Raw genomic sequence first — 21,559 nt, 5'->3', positions numbered from 1 at the left:
CGCCGCAGGCGCGAGGCGCGCACGCCGTGCGGGGCCTTTGCGCGCCCGAGCGAGCGGGCGGGCGGGGGCGGCGGGCGACAGGTGGTGGGCGACGTGCGGGACGTACGTGCGGGACGTGCGGGACGTGCAGGACGTGCGGGACGTGCGGGACGTGCGGGACGTGCGGGACGTGCGGGTCGGTGGCCGCGGCGGCGGTACGCGGCACCGCGCCCGCCACGGGGCGGCGGGCGCGGCGGGGCGGGGCGGCGGGCGTCCCCACCGCGGCGGAGCCCCCGGCGCCGCGTGGGCGCCGGGGGCTCCGGGTCAGGAGGGGCCGGTCATCCGCAGCGGCCCGCCGGGCGGGCGCGGGTCACCAGGTTCGTCCAGCCGCTCGTGCCGTCGAGCCACACGACCCGCGTGCCGGAGTCGGCCGCCGGGGAGAGCTGCATGCCCCGGTCGCACGACATCCGCTGGACGCGCGAGCCGTCGGCGGCGAGCTGCCAGACCTTGGGCAGCGCCGCGTTGGACAGCCGGTCCCCGGCGTCCTCCCCCGCGAGGGGCTGCGCGCTCACCGTGACCGCCGTGTCCGACACGGTGAGGTCGGAGGCGGCGAGGGCGCCCGGCTTGTACTCGCTGCTGATGTCGTACGTGCCGGTCCCGTCGTGCCCGGACCTGCGGATCGTCACCTGGCCCTCGTCGTCCACGTTCTCGTCGTTCAGCCAGAACACGTGGGTCGCGTTGATCCCGGTGCGCCCCACCGTCTCGGGCTCGCCGTGCTGCTCGGCGAGCACGGCCCGGCCGGTGGCCAGGTCGAGGATCTCGACGCCCAGCCGGTGGCCGTCCCCGGCCGGGTACAGCTTCGCGTAGGCGACGCGGCCGTGCCCGACGGACGGCAGCCCGGTCAGCGTGTCGGGGCCGGCGCCGTCGACGTACGAGGGCCGGGGGTCGCCGGGCCGCAGGACGCCGACGTGCCGGCCGGTGCCGAAGAGGTCGTACAGGTCGAAGACGGTCGTACCGCGGTCGACGCGCACGCTCAGGACGTCCGCCTCGGTGGTCAGCAGCCGCTTGACGGGGCCGCCGGAGAGCGGCCGGGACAGGATGTCGACGCCGCGCGGGCCGTACGCGACCCACACGACCGTCCGGCCGTCGGTCGCCGGGTTCACGTGGAAGCGGCCGTCGTTGGGGCTCATCGGCTTCGGCGCGCCCTTGCCGTCGAGCCGCCCCGCGTACACCGAGTACGGCTCCGAGCCGTCGTCGTTCGAGGTCGCGGCGGTCCACCAGCCGCCGCCCGCCTGCACCTCCGTGCCGTCCGTGTTGACCTTGCGCAGCAGGGCGTCGGAGTCGGCGCCCAGGGCGTTCTCCCAGCCCCGCACGATGCCGTGCGCGTGGAACGACCGCTTCACGGTGTCGAGCTGCCGGGGCGTGGCGCCCAGCGCGCGGGCGGCGGCCACGACGGCCTCGCGGCCCTCGGTGAACCCGTCGAGCGGGGTGAGGTACTCGGCCAGCGCCTTGTAGACGATCCGGTCGGCCAGTTCGGGGCCGAGGTCCTGGCGCAGGTCCCACAGGGCGCCGGAGAAGATGGTCGAGTTGAGGTGGACGCCGCCGTTGTCGATCCCGAAGGTGACGCCGAGGAAGTCCTCGGCGGTGGTGGCGCCGTCGTCCAGGTCGCGCAGGGCGCAGTCGCGGGGCGCGGCGGTGCGGCACAGGTCCTCGCCGATGAGGCCGGCGTCGGGGTCGTCCATGGAGCGGCCGGAGCGGTCCACGTCGACGGCGTTGCCGAAGTAGTCGGCGACGGCCTCGTTGAGGGCGCCGGACTGGCCCGCGTAGACCAGCTCGGCGGTGTTCTCCACGACCCCGTGGGTCATCTCGTGGCCGACGACGTCCAGGTCGGCGGAGAGGGGGCGGAACTCGTCGTCGCCGGAGCCGTACACCATCTTGGTGCCGTCCCAGAAGGCGTTGACGTACGGCTCGCCGAAGGCGGTGACGCCGACGAGGGAGTCGACGGCCGAGCCGCGCCCGTCGAGTCCGGTGCGGCCGTGGCGGTCCCGGTAGTAGTCGAAGACCTGGGCCGCGGCCCAGTGGGCGTCGACGGCGCCTGAGTCGGTGGCGTCCTTCCCGAAGTCGGGGGTGGCGGAGGCGACCGGCTTCAGGCCGTCCGGCCAGGTGCCGAGCACGTCGAACACGTCCAGGCCGCTCGCGTCCCAGGTGGTGAGCGCGTTGCCCGTGCCGGAGGCCATGCGGGCGCGGTCGGACAGCTCGTACGGGCCGTCCGGGGCGGGGCGGTGGACGGCGAGCGGGACCTTGGAGCCGTCGAGCCGGACCCCGCTGCCGGTGGTGTTCTGGCCGGTGGTGTTCTGGCCGGTGGTGTTCTGGCCGGGGGCCTGCTGACCTGGGGCCTTCTGGCCGGTGCCGTTCTCGCGCGGGGCGCCCCCGCGGGCGGCGTCCTCGCGCGGCGCGGCGGGGGCCGGGGCGCCGGCGGGCGGCGCGAGGGTCTTGATGCCGGTGTGCTGGAGGACCGGGTAGCCGGCGCGGGCGTCCACGTACACGTGCTGGAGGACCGGTTCGCCGCTGACGGGATGGGTGCCGCGCACGGTCACGTGGTACGTCAGCACGCCCTCGCCGCGCGGCACGACCACAAGCCCGGCGGAGGCGCCGCGCAGCGCCCGCTCCTCCTCGGCCGTGCCGCGCCGCGCGGAGCCGTCCGGGCCGGTGCGGGCGAGCCGGTCGCCGGAGAGGCGGGTGAGCGTCGCGGTGACCGCGCGCCGCACGGCGGTGGCCTCGCTCACCGCCGGGGCGGTGCCGACCGTCAGGCCGGTGAAGTACCGGCCGGAGGTGCCGGTGACGGTGCGCTCGCCCTTGCCGGTCTCCATCCGCACGACGTACTGGCCGCCGAGGACGGGGACGCCGCGGTGCCGCTGCTGGAGCCGGACCGTCTCGTCGGCGCCGTGCCGGTACGTGCGCAGCGGTACGAGGTCGCGGCGCGGCTCGGGGATGCGGTACCGGCCGCGCTCGGCGGCCAGATGGGCGCGGGCCGCGTCGGCGGGCGCGGCCTTGGCGTCCACCGGGGCGTCCAGGCCGTCCACGAGCTGCGGGGTGTCGGTGTCGGGCAGCGGGATGACGTCGGTCCCCGCGGTGGGCGGTGTGGTCCCGGCGGGTCCGGTGGCGCCGGCCCCGGTGGGGGCGCCGGCGGTGCGGGCCCCGGTGTCGTGGGCGGTGAGCGCGGCCCGCGGGGCGGGCCCGGTGGCGGCGGTGGCGTGGGCCGCGGGTATCGCGGTGATCAGCAGCCCGGCGGCGGCGAGCGCCGCTCCCCCGGTCGCGGCCGCCCCCTTCCGCCTGCCGGTTCGCGCCGCGGTGGTCCTTGGTTCGCGCACGGTTGCGTACCCCTCCTACGTGCTTGGTCAGAGCCGTTCTCGGGTGGTCGGGGCCATGCAAGCGGCGCCGGCCGGCGGCGGCAATGAGCCAAGCCCGCGGAGAAGTGGGCATGCCCACTTGTGTGTCCGGCGAGGGCCCGGTGAGAATCCGACGCATGATCAAGGGGGGATTGCCCCCACTTGGCCTGGGGGAGGCCGAGGAGCGGGCGTATGAGGCTTTGCTGCTGGAACGGGCCGATCACGTGGAGGAGTTGGCGCGCCTCCTCGACCTGCCGAGGAAGCGGGTGGACACCGCGCTGGACCGACTGGTGGAGCACGGATTCGCCCGGCCCCCGGACCCGGTGGACGGCGGCGGGCTGCCGCATCCGGCGGCCCCGGCGGCGGCGATCCGCATCCTGATCGACCGCCGGCAGGCCGAACTGCACCGCCGGTCGGCCGAACTGCACCGGCGCTCCGCGGAGTTGGAGCGGCTGCGGCTCACGGCGGAGCGGCTGGCGGCGGAGCGGCTCGCCGCCGACCGGTCGGCCGCCCCGCGAACGCCCGGCTGCGGCGGCGGGGTGAGCGCCGGAGGGGACGGCGCGGGCGCCGGGTGCGCGGTGGAGCGGCTGGCGGGGCGCGGCGCGGCGGGCGAGCGGACCGGGCGGCTGCTGGCCGGGGCGGAGCGCGAGGTGCTGCTGATGGACCGGGCGCCCTACGCGGACCTGGACGTGGGCGGGCTGCTGGCGCGGGGCGTTCAGGTGCGGGCGGTACTGGACCGGGCGGGCCTGGCGGCGCCGGGGCGGGCGCGGGCGGTGGCCGCGCTGGTCCGGCGGGGGCTGCGGGTGCGGGTCGCGGCGGGGGTGCCGACGCGGCTGCTCGCGGTGGACCGGCGGGTGGCGCTGCTGCCCCCGTCGGACGCGGCGGACCCGAGGGCGTACGCGCTGGCGGTGGGTGACGCGCGGCTGCGGGAGGCGCTGGCCGCGCTGTTCGAGGCGGTGTGGGAGGGGGCCGCGCCCTGGGACGGGGGCGGGGGCCGGGAGGAGGGGCCCGAGCAGCGGGAGCTGCTGCGGCTGCTCGCGGCGGGCCTCAAGGACGAGGCGATCGCCCGCCGCCTGGGCGTCCACGTCCACACGGCCCGCCGCCGCATCAGCCGCCTGCTGGAGAGCCTGGACGCCCGCACCCGCTTCCAGGCGGGCGCCCGCGCGACGGCCAGGGGCTGGCTGGACACCTGACGCCCCACACCTGCCGGGCGCGCACGGGCCGCCGCTCCGGTCGGTGCCCGGCCACCGCACCGCGGGAGCGGCGGAACAGCCCCGGCGAAGGCACCGCCCGGAGCGGGCCTCCCGGCGAACAGCCGGCGCGGACCGGCCCCACGCGGCGGCCCGTGCGCCCCGGACCGAACGACAAGGGCAGGACGGAAGGGCCGAACGGAACAACCGGAAGGAACGGCCCCACGCGGCGGGCCCCGGCACGGGCCGACAGGCCGCGATGCCATACGGCCGTCGGCCCGGCCCACCGCTCCTGCCGCTCCTGCCGCTCCTGCCGGACAAGCCCGGCCGGCCGGCCGCTCCCGTACAAGCCCCCACCGGGCGCGGACGGACCACGCGAGTCCGGCCGGGCGACACCGGCCGGGGGCCCGGACCAGGCAGGCCGGGGCCCGGACCGGCCGGGCGGACGAGCCCCGCCCCGCCGCACAGACCGACCGGGACGGGCCCCCGCCGGGGCACCGGGCCGGGTCCCCGAACGGACCACCCGGCCGGACGCCGGGACCGGCCGGGCGGCCCCCGGTGTCCGGCCGGTCAGGCGGCCCCGGCCCGGTCAGGCGGCGACGGAGGCCGCGTCCGCCGGGTCGCCGGCACCGTCCCGGAGCTCCGCGGGGGCCAAGGCGATGTCCAGGACCTGCCGGACGTCCGTCACCATGTGGACCCGGAGCCCGTCGAGGACCTCGGCGGGGACGTCGTCGAGGTCGGCCTCGTTCCGCTTGGGGATGACGACGGTGGTGATCCCGGCCCGGTGGGCGGCGAGCAGCTTCTGCTTGACGCCGCCGACGGGCAGCACCCGCCCGGTCAGGGACACCTCGCCGGTCATCGCCACGTCCGTGCGGACCAGCCGGCCGCTGAGCAGGGAGGCGAGCGCGGTGGTCATGGTGACACCGGCGCTCGGCCCGTCCTTCGGCACGGCCCCCGCGGGGAAGTGGATGTGGACGCCGCGGTCCTTGAGGCCGGTCACCGGCAGTTCCAGCTCCGCGCCGTGGGAGCGCAGGAAGGACAGGGCGATCCGCGCGGACTCCTTCATCACGTCGCCGAGCTGCCCGGTGAGCGTGAGCCCCGCCGCTCCGGTCTCCGCGTCCGCCAGGGACGCCTCGACGAACAGCACGTCGCCTCCCGCGCCGGTGACGGCGAGACCGGTCGCGACGCCCGGCACCGAGGTGCGGCGCTCGGCCGGGTCCTGGGCGGACTCGGGCACGTGGTGCGGACGCCCGATCAGGTCCCGCAGGTCGTCCGCGCGGACGGTGTACGGCAGCTCGCGGTCGCCCAGCTCCGCCTGGGCGGCGACCTTGCGCAGGAGCCGGGCGACGGACCGCTCCAGGTTCCGCACGCCGGCCTCGCGGGTGTACTCCCCGGCGAGCCTGCGCAGGGCGGCCTCCTCGATCACGACCTCGTCCCGGTCGAGCCCGGCCCGCTCCAGCTGGCGCGGCAGCAGGTGGTCGCGCGCGATGACGACCTTCTCGTCCTCGGTGTAGCCGTCGAGGCGGACCAGCTCCATCCGGTCGCGCAGCGCCTCGGGGACGGCCTCCAGGACGTTCGCCGTGGCGAGGAAGACGACGTCGCTCAGGTCCAGTTCCACTTCGAGGTAGTGGTCGCGGAAGGTGTGGTTCTGCGCCGGGTCGAGGACCTCCAGCAGGGCGGCGGCCGGGTCGCCGCGGAAGTCGGAGCCCACCTTGTCGATCTCGTCCAGGAGGACGACCGGGTTCATGGACCCGGCCTCCTTGATGGCGCGGACGATCCGGCCGGGCAGGGCCCCGACGTAGGTGCGCCGGTGGCCGCGGATCTCCGCCTCGTCCCGCACGCCGCCGAGCGCGACCCGCACGAAGGTGCGGCCCATCGCGTGGGCGACGGACTCGCCGAGGCTGGTCTTGCCGACGCCGGGCGGGCCGACCAGGGCCAGCACGGCGCCGCCGCGCCGCCCGCCGACGATGCCGAGGCCCCGGTCGGCACGGCGCTTGCGGACGGCGAGGTACTCGGTGATGCGCTCCTTGACGTCCTCCAGGCCGGCGTGCTCGGCGTCGAGGACCTCCTTGGCGCCGCGGATGTCGTACCGGTCCTCCGTGCGCTCGTTCCACGGCATCTCCAGGACCGTGTCGAGCCAGGTGCGGATCCAGGAGCCCTCCGGGGACTGGTCGCTGGCGCGCTCCAGCTTGTCGACCTCCTTGAGGGCCGCCTCGCGGACCTTCCCGGGCAGGTCGGCGGCCTCCACGCGGGCCCGGTAGTCGTCGGTGCCGCCCTCGGCGTCCTCGCCGTTCAGCTCGCGCAGCTCCTTGCGGACGGCTTCGAGCTGGCGGCGCAGCAGGAACTCGCGCTGCTGCCTGTCGACGCCCTCCTGCACGTCCTTGGCGATGGACTCGGCCACGTCCTGCTCGGCGAGGTGGTCGCGCAGCTGCTCGGTGGCGAGCTTCAGCCGGGCGACGGGCTCGGCGGTCTCCAGGAGGGCGATCTTCTGGGCGGTGGTGAGGAACGGGGAGTACCCGGAGTTGTCCGCGAGGGCGGCGACGTCCTCGATCTGCTGGACCCGGTCGACGACCTGCCAGGCGCCGCGCTTGCGCAGCCAGCTCGTGGCGAGGGCCTTGTACTCCTTGACCAATTCGGCGACCGCGCCGGGCAGCGGGTCGGGCACGCTCTCCTCGACGGTGGTGCCCTCCACCCACAGGGCGGCGCCCGGCCCGGTCGTCCCGGCGCCGATGCGCACGCGCGCGACGCCCCTGATGAGGGCGCCGGGGTCGCCGTCGGACAGCCGCCCGACCTGCTCGACGGTCCCGAGGACGCCGGTCCCGGCGTACGTCCCGTCCACGCGCGGCACCAGCAGCACCCGCGGTTTGCCGCTGCCCTCCCGTACGGCGGCCTGGGCCGCCTCGACGGCGGCGCGCACCTCGTTGTCGGACAGGTCCAGCGGCACCACCATCCCCGGCAGCACGACCTCGCCGTCGAGCGGCAGCACGGGCAGGGTGAGCGGTGCGGGCGTCGAAGCCATGATCTCCCCTTCGGCAGTCAAGTTGAGCTACACCGACTCAATGCACCTGAGCCGCCCGGTGTTCCCCGCACCCCGTTCGCCCTGAGCGAACGGGTCGACACGGACCGCGCACGCGGGCCCCGCCGGGCGAAGGAGCCGCAGCCGGGGGGCGATGTCAGTGGCGGCGCATACGATCCGCTCATGAGCATGATCGGAGAGTACGCACGACTGACCCCCGACGAGTTCGCCCGCGCGCTGCGCGACCCCGAGTGGGCCGAGGAGCGGGTGGACGAGCTGGTCGAGGCCGAGCTGGGGAGCGGCGGGGACGGCGAGCCCCGCTGCCTCGACGTCGACAAGGCGTGGGAGGCGCTGGACTTCCTGCTGACCCGCGCCGGCTTCCCCGTCGACGTCGTCTTCGGCGACGACGCGATACCGGGCGCCGAGGAGTGGGGCTACACCGCGCCGCGCTTCCTGGCCCCCGAGCGCGTGCGGGAGGCGGCCGAGGCCCTGCTGGCCATGCCCGCCGAGCGGCTGGTGGCCGGATTCGGGCCGCGCGACCTGGCACGCGAGGGGGTGTACCCGGTGATCGCCTGGGAGCGGGAGGAGTCCCTGGAGTACGTGACGGCCCACTACGAGGCGCTGGTGCCGTTCTTCGCGGCGGCCGCCCGCGACGGGGACGCCGTCCTCATGTGGCTCGACTAGAGCCCGCCACCGGGCACCCCTGGCGCCCCGCCCCGACCTCGGTGTGTAATGAGCCTGTGCACGATGCAGATATTACAGCCGCCTGGGTCCGGGGCTGGGCCGTCTCCCGCGGCACCCCGCCGCCCGCCGAGGAGCCCTGGGGGTACCGCATCGAGGTGGGGCGCGACGTCCTGCGGCACGTCCTGCCCGAGCCCGACGAGCCGACCGTCCGCTTCCTCTGCGAGTCCGTGACGCGGCCGTACTCCTGGCTGAAAGTGCTCGCGGAGCCGGAGGAGGTGGCCGACTGGATCACCCCCGGCTGGGCCATCCCGGACGATCCGGGCTTCATGATGACCGCCCGCCTCGCGCCTGGCGGTCCCGGCGCACCCGCGCCCGCGCCGCCCGCCGGGTACGCGGTGCACCGCGAGCTCCACGAGGGCGTCCACCTGGTGCGCGTCCTCGCCGGGGACGGCTCCCTCGCCGCGCGCGGCCAGGTCGCCCCCACGGGCCGCACGGCCGTGTTCGACCAGGTCGAGACGTACGAGGCGCACCGGCGGCGCGGCCTCGGCAGCACCGTCATGCGCCTCCTCCACGCGGCGGCGGCCGATGCCGGGGCCACCACCGGCGTCCTGGCCGCCACCGTCGAGGGCCGCGCCCTGTACACCTCCCTGGGGTGGCGCTGCCACGGTCCGCTCACCGGGGTCGTGCGCGACGGCGGCGCCACCGCCCCGTAGCCGGCCCCGCCCCCGCCGTTCGCACACGGACGCGACGACACGCACGCGCGTCCGCGTCTCCGACCCGAACGACGCGTACGACCCGAACTCGCATGCCTCCGCGCCGCCTTGTTGCCTAGGCTGGAGCGCATGCCCGTGACGCTGGACCGACGTGAAGGCCCGTACGGTGAAGTCGTGCTGCGGCGGCGCGACGACCACTTCGAGATCATCGCCAACGGCACCTTCCTGATGGACACCTCCGACGGCCGCTCCGAGCGGCTCCTCGTCGACGCCGCCCTCCAGGCCCTGCGCGCCTCCCGGCCCGCCCGCGCCGCGGACGCCCCCGCCCGGCCCGGCGCCCTCGCCCGCGCCGCGGACGCCCCCGACCGGCCCTCCGTCCTCATCGGCGGGCTCGGCGTGGGCTTCTCCCTCGCCCACGCCGCAGCCGACCCCGCCTGGGGCCGCATCGTCGTCGTCGAACGGGAGCAGGCCATCATCGACTGGCACCGCGAGGGCCCCCTCGCCGCGCTCTCCGCCTCCGCCCTCGCCGACCCGCGGACGGTGCTCGTCCACGCCGACCTGGTCGCCCACCTCCACGACCCGCGCGTCCCCGACACGTACGACGCGCTCTGCCTCGACATCGACAACGGCCCCGACTGGACGGTGACGGAGGGCAACGACGGCCTGTACGCGCCCTCCGGCCTGGCCGCCTGCGCGCGCCGCCTCAACCCCGGCGGCGTACTGGCCGTCTGGTCCGCGCGACCCTCCCGGGATTTCGAAGCGTCCTTGCGAAATGCCGGTTTCCACGGGGTACGGACGGAAGAGATCCCGGTTGCCCGAGGCGTACCCGACGTGGTGCACCTCGCCGTTCGACCCGCGTAGCCTCGACCCTTCGACTGCCTTTATGTTGTTGGCGGCAAGCGCACGGAACTACAGCTCGCGCAGGACGCGACAGGGGCGGGGCATGGAGCACGCACACACCAGCCACACCGGCAACGCGGTCGCGCAGGGTACCCAGCGCCGGGTCCTCGTCGTCGAGGACGACGCGACCATCGTGGAGGCGATCTCCGCGCGGCTGCGCGCCGAGGGCTTCCTCGTGCAGACCGCTTCGGACGGGCCGGCCGCGGTCGACGCGGCGGAGGCGTGGCAGCCGGACCTGATGGTCCTCGACGTCATGCTGCCCGGCTTCGACGGCCTGGAGGTCTGCCGGCGGGTCCAGGCGCAGCGGCCGGTGCCGGTGCTGATGCTGACCGCGCGGGACGACGAGACGGACATGCTGGTCGGCCTCGGCGTCGGCGCCGACGACTACATGACGAAGCCGTTCTCGATGCGCGAGCTGGTGGCGCGCGTCCACGTGCTGCTGCGCCGCGTCGAGCGCGCCGCGCTGGCGGCGGTCACCCCCCGCAGCGGCATCCTGCGCCTCGGGGAACTGGAGATCGACCACGCCCAGCGCCGCGTCCGCGTCCGGAACGACGACGTGCACCTGACGCCGACCGAGTTCGACCTGCTGGTCTGCCTGGCCAACACGCCCCGCGCGGTCCTCTCCCGCGAGCAGCTCCTCGCCGAGGTGTGGGACTGGGCGGACGCCTCCGGCACGCGGACCGTGGACAGCCACATCAAGGCGCTGCGCCGGAAGATCGGCGCCGAGCGCATCCGCACCGTGCACGGCGTGGGGTACGCGCTGGAGACCCCGGCGCCGTGAGCCGCGGGCGTGCCGGGTCGCGGGACCGCTCCGGCGACGACGTGCCGCGCGACGGCGCGGACCACGACCGGGCCCACGGCGGCGTCGACCGGCCCCGCGACGGCGACCCGTCCCAGAGCCGGCCCCACGACGGCGACCCGTCCCCAGGCCGGCCCCGCGTCGGCGACCCGTCCCAGGGCCCGCCCCGCGACGGCGACCCGTCCCCAGGCGGGCCCCACGACGGCGGCCGGACCCAGGGCCCGCCCCGCGACGGCGGCGACGCACCGCGCCCCCGCCCCGGCCGCGAGGGCCCCCGGGCCGGGGCCCGTCGCGCGCTCCCCTTCCCGTACGGCACCGAGGAGTGCCGTACGGGGCGGCGCGGGCGCCTCGGCGGCGTCACCATCTCGATCAAGACGAAGCTCGGCACCCTCGTGGTCGTCTCCGTCTTCATCACCACCGGCCTGCTCCTGGTGGCGCTGCGCACCGCGACGGAGCTGCGCTTCATCACGGTCTTCTCGGTGATCGCGACCCTGCTGCTCACCCAGTTCGTCGCGCACGGCCTCACCGCCCCGCTCGACGAGATGAACAAGGTCGCCAAGGGCATCTCGCACGGCGACTACACCCGCCGCGTGCGCGGCGCCGACCGCCGCGACGAGCTGGGCGACCTCGCCTCCACCATCAACCGCATGGCCGACGACCTGGAGGCCGTCGACCGGCACCGCAAGGAGCTGGTCGCCAACGTCTCCCACGAGCTGCGCACCCCCATCGCGGCGCTCCGGGCCGTCCTGGAGAACGTCGTGGACGGGGTGTCGGCCGCCGACCCGGAGACGATGCGCACCGCGCTCGCGCAGACCGAGCGCCTCGGCCGCCTCGTGGAGACCCTGCTCGATCTGTCGCGGCTGGACAACGGTGTCGTCCCGCTGCGCTCCCGCCGCTTCGAGGTGTGGCCGTACCTGTCGGGCGTGATCAAGGAGGCGAGCCTCGCCGCGTCGCAGCGCGCCGTCGGCTCGGGTGCGCGGGCCCACGCGCGCACGGACGTGCACCTGCACCTGGACGTCTCGCCGTCCGACCTGACCGCGCACGCCGACGTGGAGCGGCTGCACCAGGTCGTGGCGAACCTGGTGGACAACGCGGTGAAGCACTCGCCGCCGCACGGCCGGGTCACGGTGCGGGCCCGGCGCGGGCCGTCCCCGGAGTCACTGCGGCTGGAGGTGGAGGACGAGGGCCCCGGCATCCCCGAGTCGGAGCGGCACAAGGTCTTCGAGCGGTTCAACCGGGGCAGCGTCCCGTCGCCGCACGGGCCGGGCAGCGACGGCGGCACGGGCCTGGGCCTCGCCATCGCCCGCTGGTGCGTCGATCTGCACGGTGGCCGTATAGGTGTGGCCGAATCCGTACGGGGCTGCCGCATCCTCGTCACCCTTCCGGGGACTCCCCAGCAGCGCGGTTGACATAGGGTTCGAACGGGAGACGTTCCGGACCCGCGTACGTGTACGGGGTGCGCGCCGGGGAAGGGGTGGATCCGAGCAGGGGTGCGGTCCGTGCAGGTCGCGGCCCCGCCGCGGGCTACCCGGCCGCGGCCGGCCGTCGCCGAACCACGCTTGTTTCCCGCCATTTCCAGCCCCGAAACACGACTTTCGATGTGATGTACGCGACGATGGCACGCCCCGCCTGCCCCTTCCGCTCGCAGAGGCGTAGCCTTTATTTCCGCTGTCCATCACCTTGTGAAGCGGAAGAGGGCGGTTGCCGCCGTGTCGTCTCAGTCCCCCAGTAACTCGAGCATCTCGACCGACCAAGACGGCCGGGGCCAGAGCCCTGCGGCCGCCTTCGGTGCCAATGAGTGGCTCGTCGACGAGATCTACCAGCAGTACCTCCAGGACCCGAATTCGGTCGACCGCGCCTGGTGGGACTTCTTCGCCGACTACAAGCCGGGCGCGTCCGGCTCGGCGGACAAGCCCGCAGGCGAGGCCGCCGGGGCCGCGGGCTCCGTGACGCGGCCGGCCCAGCCGGCGGAGGCGCCCACCGCACAGGCCCCCGCCGCGCAGGCCGCCCAGGCCCAGCCCGCCCAGCCGGCGGCACCCGCCGGCCAGGTCCCCGCCCCGGCCGCGCCGCAGCCGGCCGCACCCGCGCAGGCCCAGGCCCCCGCCCCGGCGCAGGCCGCCCCCGCGGCGCCCGCCGAGCCGGCGGAGCGGCCCGCGCCCGCCAAGGCCGCGCCCGCCAAGCCCGCCGCCGCCAAGCCCGCCGCCAAGGCGGCCCCCGCGGCCGAGGGCGCCGCGGGCCCGGCGTTCGTGACGCTGCGCGGCCCGGCCGGCGCCGTCGCGAAGAACATGGACGCCTCGCTGGACATGCCGACGGCCACCTCGGTCCGCGCCGTCCCGGTGAAGCTGCTGTTCGACAACCGCATCGTCATCAACAACCACCTGAAGCGGGCCCGCGGCGGGAAGATCTCCTTCACGCACATCATCGGCTACGCGATGGTGCAGGCGATCAAGGCGATGCCCTCCATGAACTGGTCGTACCAGGTCAAGGACGGCAAGCCGACCCTGGTCAAGCCGGAGCACGTCAACCTCGGCCTCGCCATCGACCTGGTGAAGCCGAACGGCGACCGCCAGCTCGTCGTCGCGGCCATCAAGAAGGCCGAGACGCTGGGCTTCTTCGAGTTCTGGCAGGCGTACGAGGACATCGTCCGCCGCGCCCGCGCGAACAAGCTCACCATGGACGACTTCACCGGCGTGACGGTCTCCCTGACCAACCCCGGCGGCCTCGGCACGGTCCACTCCGTGCCGCGCCTGATGCCCGGCCAGTCGGTGATCATGGGCGTCGGCTCGATGGACTACCCGGCCGAGTTCCAGGGCACGTCCCAGGACACCCTGAACAAGCTGGGCGTCTCCAAGGTGATGACCCTCACCTCGACGTACGACCACCGGGTCATCCAGGGCGCCGCGTCCGGCGAGTTCCTGCGGATCGTCGCCAACCTCCTCCTCGGCGAGGACGGCTTCTACGACGACGTCTTCAAGTCGCTGCGCATCCCCTACGAGCCGGTCCGCTGGCTGCGGGACATCGACGCGTCGCACGACGACGACGTCACCAAGGCCGCGCGCGTCTTCGAGCTGATCCACTCCTACCGGGTCCGCGGCCACGTCATGGCCGACACCGACCCGCTGGAGTACCGCCAGCGCAAGCACCCCGACCTGGACATCACCGAGCACGGCCTCACCCTGTGGGACCTGGAGCGGGAGTTCGCGGTCGGCGGCTTCGGCGGCAAGTCGATGATGAAGCTGCGCGACATCCTCGGCGTCCTGCGCGACTCGTACTGCCGCACCACCGGCATCGAGTTCATGCACATCCAGGACCCGAAGCAGCGCAAGTGGATCCAGGACCGCGTCGAGCGCCCGCACTCCAAGCCGGAGCGCGAGGAGCAGCTGCGCATCCTGCGCCGGCTGAACGCGGCGGAGGCGTTCGAGACCTTCCTCCAGACCAAGTACGTCGGGCAGAAGCGGTTCAGCCTGGAGGGCGGCGAGTCCGTCATCCCGCTGCTGGACGCCGTGATCGACTCGGCGGCCGAGTCGCGCCTCGACGAGGTCGTCATCGGCATGGCCCACCGCGGCCGGCTGAACGTCCTCGCGAACATCGTCGGCAAGTCGTACGCGCAGATCTTCCGCGAGTTCGAGGGCAATCTCGACCCGAAGTCGATGCACGGCTCCGGCGACGTCAAGTACCACCTGGGCGCCGAGGGGACCTTCACCGGCCTCGACGGCGAGCAGATCAAGGTCAGCCTGGTCGCCAACCCGTCCCACCTGGAGGCCGTCGACCCGGTCCTGGAGGGCGTCGTCCGCGCCAAGCAGGACATCATCGGCAAGGCCGGCACGGACTTCACCGTCCTGCCCGTCGCCCTCCACGGCGACGCGGCCTTCGCCGGCCAGGGCGTCGTCGCCGAGACGCTGAACATGTCGCAGCTGCGCGGCTACCGCACCGGCGGCACGGTCCACATCGTCATCAACAACCAGGTCGGCTTCACCGCCGCCCCGGAGTCCTCGCGCTCCTCGATGTACGCCACCGACGTGGCCCGCATGATCGAGGCGCCGATCTTCCACGTGAACGGCGACGACCCGGAGGCGTGCGTCCGCGTGGCGCGGCTCGCCTTCGAGTTCCGCCAGACGTTCAACAAGGACGTCGTGATCGACCTCATCTGCTACCGCCGCCGCGGGCACAACGAGGGCGACAACCCGCAGTTCACGAACCCGCAGATGTACACGCTGATCGACCAGAAGCGCTCGGTGCGCAAGCTCTACACCGAGTCGCTGATCGGCCGCGGCGACATCACCCTGGAGGAGGCGGAGCAGGCGCTCCAGGACTTCCAGGGCCAGCTGGAGAAGGTCTTCACCGAGGTCCGCGAGGCCACGGCGCAGCCCAGCCCGGCGGCCGGGGTCGACCCGCAGGCCGGCTTCCCGGCGGACGGCGTGAGCACGGCCGTGTCGCAGGAGGTCGTCAAGCGGGTCGCGGAGTCGCAGGTCAACATCCCCGACCACATCACGGTCCACCCGCGGCTGCTGCCGCAGCTCCAGCGCCGCGCGCAGTCGATCTACGACGGCACGATCGACTGGGGCATGGGCGAGACCCTCGCCATCGGCTCGCTGCTGATGGAGGGCGTCCCGGTCCGCCTGGCCGGCCAGGACTCCCGCCGCGGCACCTTCGGCCAGCGCCACGCGGTCCTGGTGGACCAGGTGACCGGCGAGGACTACACGCCGATGCTGTACCTCGCCGAGGACCAGGCCCGGTACAACGTCTACGACTCGCTGCTCAGCGAGTACGCGGCGATGGGCTTCGAGTACGGCTACTCGCTGGCCCGCCCGGACGCGCTGGTCATGTGGGAGGCGCAGTTCGGCGACTTCGTCAACGGCGCGCAGACCGTCGTGGACGAGTTCATCTCCTCCGCCGAGCAGAAGTGGGGCCAGACCTCCGGCGTCACGCTGCTGCTGCCGCACGGCTACGAGGGCCAGGGCCCGGACCACTCGTCCGCCCGCCCGGAGCGCTTCCTCCAGATGTGCGCGCAGAACAACATGACGGTCGCCATGCCGACGCTGCCGTCGAACTACTTCCACCTCCTGCGGTGGCAGGTGCACAACCCGCACCACAAGCCGCTGGTCGTCTTCACGCCGAAGTCGATGCTGCGCCTGAAGGCCGCCGCGTCGAAGCTGGACGAGTTCACCACCGGCTCGTTCCGCCCGGTGATCGGCGACGAGAAGGCCGATCCGGCCGCCGTCCGGAAGGTCGTCTTCTGCTCCGGCAAGGTCTACTACGACCTGGAGGCCGAGCGGCAGAAGCGCGGTGTCACGGACACGGCGATCATCCGGCTGGAGCGGCTGTACCCGCTGCCGGGCGCCGAGCTCCAGGCCGAGATCGCCAAGTACGCGGGCGCCGAGAAGTACATCTGGGCGCAGGAGGAGCCGGCGAACCAGGGTGCGTGGCCGTTCATCGCGCTCAACCTGATCGACCACCTGGACCTGGCGGTCGGCGCCGACATCCCGCAGGGCGAGCGCCTGCGCCGCATCTCGCGGCCGCACAGCTCGTCGCCGGCGGTCGGCTCGGCCAAGCGGCACCAGGCGGAGCAGATGCAGCTCGTGAACGAGGTCTTCGACGCCTGACCGGCGACCCGTACGCGGACTGCCGCGAAGAGGGCCCGGCTCCCATGGGACTCCATGGGAGCCGGGCCCTCCGGCGTGCGGGGCGCCCCGCCGGGAGCCCTACCCTGAGGGGGGATGTCCGGGGAGCGCGCCCGGCAGGATCTTTCGGGAGACGAGTCGTGTACTTCACCGATCGCGGTATCGAGGAGCTGGAGAAGCGGCGTGGCGAGGAGGAGGTCACCTTCGAGTGGCTCGCCGAGCAGCTGCGCACGTTCGTGGACCTGAACCCGGACTTCGAGGTGCCGGTCGAGCGCCTGGCCACCTGGCTGGCCCGGCTGGACGACGAGGACGAGGAGTAGGCCCGCGGGCCGCCGGGGCGCCCCGCGAGGGCGCCTGAGGCCGCCGGGCTCTCCCGCAGGGCCCGGTGTGGGCCCGCCGCCCTCCGGGGGCCGGAGGGCCCGCGCCCGCCCTCCCGGAGGCCCGGGAAGCCGCCCCCCGGAGACCCCGGGGCCGCCGCCAGCCCGGAGACCCAAGGGCCTGTCGAGGAGCTTCCCGCCCCAGCCGAAGCGCCGCAGGGTCCGGGGTCGGTCCGGGGCCCGCGCCCGCCCTCCCGGAGGTCCAGGGGGCCCGTGCCCGCCCTCTACGAGGCTTCCCGGCGCCCTCCGGGGCCGTGCGCCCCACCGCCGCCCTCATCCGCGCCGCGGTGGCCGCGCCGCCGCTCCCGCGCGAGGCCCAGTGCGCCCTGGAGGGCCAGCAGGGCGCCCGCGGCGGCCCAGCCGGGGCTGGGAGGGCGCCGGGTCAGCGCCCAGGCGAGGAGCGGCAGGCCGACGGCGAGCTGGACGCCCGCCACCGCGCGCGGCACCCGGCCCGTCGCGCCACCGCCCAGCAGTTCGGTGCGCACGGCGTCGCGCAGGCCGTGGCCCTCGACCACGGTGGCGCCGGGGCGGGCCCGGGCCGCGGCCCGCAGATGCGTGGTGGCCTCGCCGGGCTGCACGCCGGGCGGCAGCTCCAGGCCGAGCCGGGCCAGGACCGCGACGAGCCCGAGGAGGCGGGCGCGGGCGTCGGCGTCCGGGTCGGGGCGGGTGAGGGCCTGGAGGTCCTGCACGTCGATGACGGGGTCGAGGCCGAGCCGCTCGGCGAAGGTCTGCATGGCCTCGTCCATGCCGACGGGGGTGCCGTCCGCCAGCCAGGTGTAGTCGACGGGGCGGCGGAACCCGTACGCGAGGACGTGACCGGCCCGTTCGCCGTCCCACCACAGGGTGATGACCGGCCAGGGCGCGCCCACGGCGAGGGCGGCGGCCCATCCGGCGGAGATCCGCTCGACCGGTTCGGAGCCGTCGAGCCAGGGGCGGCCCTCCGGGACGAGGACGCTCCAGCCGGCGCCCGCCGGGGCGAGGACGACGGGCTCGCGCAGCAGGCGGGCCGTGGCGGCGACCGCGTCGGGGGCGGCGCGGCAGAGCAGCAGCGCACCGGTCGATGTCGCGTTCATGAGCCATACGCTAGGGCAATTCGCCCGCTTTTGACGGCCTACCCCCGTTTCTCCCCGGCCTTGACGTGACCGTACCGCGATATATCGTGTCTGTGGACGCAGACGCGATATGCCGTGTCCGCGCCGGTGCCGGCGGGGCCGGAAGCGTCCGCCGCCCAGGAGCCGAGGAGGTCAGCACCATGCCAGAGTGGTCCGTCACCGAGCCGATGAAGCTCACCCTCGACGATCCCGTGACGGCGCTGCGCGTGCGCGTCGTGAACGGCGCGGTCAACGTGGTCGGCACGGACGGCGGCCCGGCCCGCCTGGAGGTCGCGGAGGTGCGGGGCCCGGCCCTGACCGTGACCCAGGACGGCGGAACGCTGACCGTCGGCTACCCGGACCTGTCCCGCAAGGGCGGACTGCTGGACCGCCTGCTCGCCAGGCTCCCCCAGCTCTCCAAGGCCGACGCGCGCAGCGCCGTCGTCTCCCTCGCCGTGCCGGCGGGCGCGTCGGTGGAGATCGAGGCGGTGGGCGCCGGGGCCGTCGTGTCGGGGGTCCGGGGGCGTACGAAGGTCAGCGGCGTCGGCGGGGACATGACGCTCGTCGGGCTCTCCGGCCCGGTGCGGGCGCAGACCGTGTCCGGGGGCGTCGAGGCGCAGTCGGTCACCGGGGACCTGCGCTTCCAGTCCGTGTCGGGCGACCTCACGGTCGTCGAGGGCTCGGGGGCGTCCGTGCGGGCCGACTCCGTCAGCGGCGACGTGCTGGTGGACGTGGACCCGGAGGGCGAGGCCACCGACATCCAGGTGGCCACCGTCACCGGCGAGGTCGCGATCCGGCTGCCGCACCGCGCCGACGCGCGGGTCGAGGCCAGCACCACGAGCGGCTCGGTGGCCAGCGCGTTCGACGGGCTGCGGGTCGACGGGGCGTGGGGCGCCAAGCGGATCAGCGGCACCCTGGGAGCTGGTACGGGCACGCTGAAGGCGACGACCATGTCCGGCGCGATCGCCCTGCTGCGCCGCCCGGAGCCCTCCGGGCCCGGCGGGAGCGGGGCCGGTACGAGTGACGACCTCCCCTCCTCCGGAAAGGCGCTGTGACATGCCCCCCGTCTTCGCCCACGGCCGACTGCGGCTGTACCTGCTGAAGCTGCTCGACGAGGCCCCCCGCCACGGCTACGAGGTGATCCGCCTGCTGGAGGAGCGGTTCCAGGGCCTGTACGCGCCCTCCGCCGGGACGGTCTACCCGAGGCTCGCCAAGCTGGAGGCCGAGGGCCTGGTCCGGCACACCTCCGAGGGCGGCCGCAAGGTCTACTCGATCACCGACGCGGGCCGCGCGGAACTGGCGGGCCGCAGTGGGGAGCTGGCCGACCTGGAGCAGGAGATCCGGGACTCGGTCTCCGAGCTGGCCGCCGAGATCCGCGCCGACGTGCGGGGCGCCGCCGGGCGGCTGCGCAGCGAGATGCGCGCCGCGGCGGGCGAGACCCGCCGCACGGCCGACCGGCCCGGCGGCGGCCAGGAGGGCGAGGCGTGGCGCGTCGCGAAGGAGGAGCTGCGGCGCGCCCAGCAGGAGTGGCGCGAGCAGGCCCGGCGGGCCCGGGACGAGTCGCGCCGCGCCCGCGAGGAGGCGCAGGCCGCCCGGCGCCAGGCCGAGGAGGCGCAGGACCGGGCGCGCCGCGAGATGCAGCGCGTCGCCCAGCAGGTCCAGGAGCACCTGGCGCGCGGCGACTGGCCCGCCGGGGTCCGGGAGGGCCTGGCCGACCTGACGACCCGCCTCGGCGGCCTGTTCGGAGCCCCCGGCAACGGCACGGCGGCGCCGGGGACCGGGGCCGGCAAGGACTCCGGACCGGCCACCGGCTCCGGCGGCGGCTCGGGGACCGGGACGCCCACCGGCGGCGGCTCGGGCTCCGGGACCGGGACCGGGACCGGGACGGCGAACGGCTCCGGGGGCGGTACCGGCTCCGGTACGGCGACCGCCTCCACGGCGGCAGGCCCGCGGGCCGGCTCCCGGGGGCCGTACGAGAAGGCCGACCCGGCCGCCGGCTTCCCGGCGTGGGCGGCGGAGCCGGGCACCGGCGGCGACCCCGCTCGCGAGCTGGAGCGCCTGCTGGACCGCCTGCGCGACGAGGTCCGGGACGCGGCCCGCGACCACGGGGTGACCGAGGCGCAGCTCACGGAGGCCCGCCACCACCTGGGCACGGCGGCGGCCCGCCTCACGGCCCTCCTCCGCCCCGGCGCCTGACGGCCCGGCGGCCGGGCGGCCCGGCAACCCGGCGGCCTCGGCCCCCACAGGCCACCCGGCCGCCGGGGCCGCCCCGGCCACCCGACCACCCTCGCCCTCCCGGCCACCCGGCCGCCACGGCCGCGCCCGCCTCAGCGCGGGCCGACCCGCACCGTGACCGTCGCACCCGGTACGGCCCGCACCGTCACCCGCGCCGCCCGCTCCCCCGCCGGCACCTCCGCGCGGCTCGGCCGGGCGGGCCCCTCCACCGCCACCCGCCAGCCGCGCGGCGAGGGCGGCAGGGACAGCTCCGTCACACCGGGCCGGGCGGTGTAGGTGACCCGGTACGTCTCCGGCCCGTGCGCCTCCGCCCGTACCGCGCCCGCCACGGCCGGGGCGTACGGGGCGGCGGTCGCGCCCTTGTTGGTGCGGAAGCGGCCCTCGGCGTCCAGCGCGCAGTACCCGCCGCCGTAGCACCACACGTACCCCGCCCAGCCGGAGGCGTAGCGGTTCAGCGAGGCCAGCGCGTCGCGGTAGAAGAGGCCCATGTGGGGCAGGGCGTTGTTCAGCGGCCCCCACTCCCCCACGACGACCGGCACCCGGTGGCGCTTCGGGTACTCCACGACCGCCTTCTCGTACGCCTCGATCCACCCGGCGGCCGGGTCGTAGTCGGCGCCCGCCTCCATGGCGGTGTCGTAGAAGTGCGGGGCGTACACGACCTTCGGGTCGTCGACGCGGCCGAGTCCGGTGGGGACGCCCTCGCCGACGATGGGCGTCGGTTCCACGAAGAGCCAGGCGTCGCGGTCCACGCCGCGCACGGCCCGCGCGAGCCGCCGGTACATCGGCGTGAGCTGCTCGGCCTCGATGCGGCGGGCGGCGGCCGGCAGGTCCTCGCCGGGGCGCAGCTCGCCCATGGGCTCGTTGATCAGGTCGTACCCGAGGACCGCCGGGTGGTCCGCGAACCGGGCCGCGAGGACCCGCCACATCGCCGCCTGGGCGCGGCGCAGGTCCTCGTCCTCGTAGAGGTGGGTGAAGGCCCGCTGGACGGCCGGTTCGAAGTACTCGGAGAACCAGTCGCCGGGGCGCGGGGTGAAGGGCAGCCCGTCGGTGCGGGTGGCCCACTCCGGTACGCCCCGGTGGCCGAAGGCCGGGCCGAAGACGTCCTGGTGGGCGTCGATCACCACCCGGACGCGGTGCTTCCGGGCCCAGCCCAGGACCCGCTCGATCTTCCGCAGGTACGTCTCGCTGTACCGGCCGCGCTGCGGCTCCAGGTCGTCCCAGAAGACGAGGATGCGGGCGAAGCCGAACCCGTGGGCGGCGAGGTCGCGGAAGTGCCGCTCGGTGACGGCGGAGAGGGCGGCGTCGCCGCGGTGGGCCTTGTCCTCGACGTTCCAGCCGCGCAGGGTGAGGACGCGCCCGAGGCCGTCGGTGAGCGGGGGGATGCCCGGTTCACCGGCCGCCTCGCGGGCGGGCTCCTGCGCCGCCCCGGAAGCCCGCTCCCCGGTCGCGGCCGCCCGGTCCTCCCGCCCGGCCGCCCCCGCGAAGGGTGGGCCGGCCGCGGCGAGCAGGGCGGTCAGGACGGCGGCGCAGACGGTGGTACGCGTGCGGTTGCGCATGGGTGACCT

At 75.5% G+C, this 21,559-nt stretch carries 14 protein-coding genes; 10 read left to right on the top strand and 4 right to left on the bottom strand.

The features are described 5' to 3' along the window. Positions 1–317: 317 nt before the first annotated feature. Positions 318–3,350 carry a M4 family metallopeptidase gene (locus CP974_RS21060; protein ID WP_031129015.1) on the bottom strand — a complete coding sequence of 1,011 codons (3,033 nt, stop codon included), beginning with the start codon at positions 3,348–3,350 and terminating at the stop codon, positions 318–320. Between the two features lie 155 nt (positions 3,351–3,505). On the opposite strand from CP974_RS21060, the gene CP974_RS21055 reads away from it, so the two are divergent. Then, entirely contained in the window at positions 3,506–4,561 is a 1,056-nt protein-coding gene (locus CP974_RS21055) for a helix-turn-helix transcriptional regulator (protein WP_031129016.1), read from the top strand. A gap of 586 nt (positions 4,562–5,147) precedes the next feature. Here the strand turns inward: CP974_RS21055 and lon are convergent. Beyond that, positions 5,148–7,577 (bottom strand): endopeptidase La, encoded by a 2,430-nt coding sequence (gene lon, locus CP974_RS21050; RefSeq protein ID WP_051838983.1) that lies wholly within the window; start codon positions 7,575–7,577, stop codon positions 5,148–5,150. A 180-nt stretch (positions 7,578–7,757) separates the two neighbouring features. On the opposite strand from lon, the gene CP974_RS21045 reads away from it, so the two are divergent. The 7 genes from CP974_RS21045 to CP974_RS21015 all read left to right on the top strand — a co-directional run bounded on the left by CP974_RS21045 (position 7,758) and on the right by CP974_RS21015 (position 16,611). After that, complete coding sequence (locus tag CP974_RS21045; RefSeq protein WP_031129019.1) at positions 7,758–8,258, top strand: YfbM family protein; 501 nt, start codon at positions 7,758–7,760, stop codon at positions 8,256–8,258. A 56-nt stretch (positions 8,259–8,314) separates the two neighbouring features. Next, positions 8,315–8,971: a GNAT family N-acetyltransferase gene (locus tag CP974_RS21040; RefSeq protein ID WP_031129020.1), complete on the top strand. Its 657-nt coding sequence runs from the start codon at positions 8,315–8,317 to the stop codon at positions 8,969–8,971. A gap of 129 nt (positions 8,972–9,100) precedes the next feature. Continuing rightward, positions 9,101–9,832 (top strand): spermidine synthase family protein, encoded by a 732-nt coding sequence (locus tag CP974_RS21035; RefSeq protein WP_031129022.1) that lies wholly within the window; start codon positions 9,101–9,103, stop codon positions 9,830–9,832. A gap of 82 nt (positions 9,833–9,914) precedes the next feature. Then, the gene (locus CP974_RS21030; RefSeq protein WP_031129023.1) at positions 9,915–10,652 is read left to right on the top strand and encodes a response regulator transcription factor; all 738 of its coding nucleotides are present in this window, start codon (positions 9,915–9,917) and stop codon (positions 10,650–10,652) included. A gap of 380 nt (positions 10,653–11,032) precedes the next feature. Continuing rightward, positions 11,033–12,079, top strand: a complete 1,047-nt coding sequence (locus CP974_RS21025; protein WP_031129024.1) for a HAMP domain-containing sensor histidine kinase — start codon at positions 11,033–11,035, stop codon at positions 12,077–12,079. 300 nt (positions 12,080–12,379) lie between these two features. Beyond that, positions 12,380–16,273, top strand: a complete 3,894-nt coding sequence (locus CP974_RS21020) for a multifunctional oxoglutarate decarboxylase/oxoglutarate dehydrogenase thiamine pyrophosphate-binding subunit/dihydrolipoyllysine-residue succinyltransferase subunit (protein ID WP_085921551.1) — start codon at positions 12,380–12,382, stop codon at positions 16,271–16,273. A gap of 158 nt (positions 16,274–16,431) precedes the next feature. Next, positions 16,432–16,611 (top strand): DUF6104 family protein, encoded by a 180-nt coding sequence (locus CP974_RS21015; protein ID WP_023586593.1) that lies wholly within the window; start codon positions 16,432–16,434, stop codon positions 16,609–16,611. Positions 16,612–16,892: 281 nt separating this feature from the next. Here CP974_RS21015 and CP974_RS21010 read toward each other — a convergent pair whose 3' ends face one another. Then, the gene (locus CP974_RS21010; protein WP_051839541.1) at positions 16,893–17,741 is read right to left on the bottom strand and encodes a hypothetical protein; all 849 of its coding nucleotides are present in this window, start codon (positions 17,739–17,741) and stop codon (positions 16,893–16,895) included. A gap of 179 nt (positions 17,742–17,920) precedes the next feature. Here CP974_RS21010 and CP974_RS21005 point away from each other — a divergent pair, with 179 nt between their 5' ends. Next, complete coding sequence (locus tag CP974_RS21005) at positions 17,921–18,814, top strand: DUF4097 family beta strand repeat-containing protein (protein ID WP_051839539.1); 894 nt, start codon at positions 17,921–17,923, stop codon at positions 18,812–18,814. A 1-nt stretch (position 18,815) separates the two neighbouring features. After that, entirely contained in the window at positions 18,816–19,955 is a 1,140-nt protein-coding gene (locus CP974_RS21000; protein ID WP_031132617.1) for a PadR family transcriptional regulator, read from the top strand. Between the two features lie 131 nt (positions 19,956–20,086). On the opposite strand, the gene CP974_RS20995 is transcribed toward CP974_RS21000, so the two are convergent. Beyond that, the gene (locus CP974_RS20995; protein WP_031132615.1) at positions 20,087–21,550 is read right to left on the bottom strand and encodes a glycoside hydrolase family 5 protein; all 1,464 of its coding nucleotides are present in this window, start codon (positions 21,548–21,550) and stop codon (positions 20,087–20,089) included. Positions 21,551–21,559 lie beyond the last annotated feature (9 nt).

The sequence above is a fragment of the Streptomyces fradiae ATCC 10745 = DSM 40063 genome (genome assembly GCF_008704425.1).
GTDB lineage: Bacteria > Actinomycetota > Actinomycetes > Streptomycetales > Streptomycetaceae > Streptomyces > Streptomyces fradiae.
This window is presented reverse-complemented; position numbering and strand designations above follow the sequence as displayed.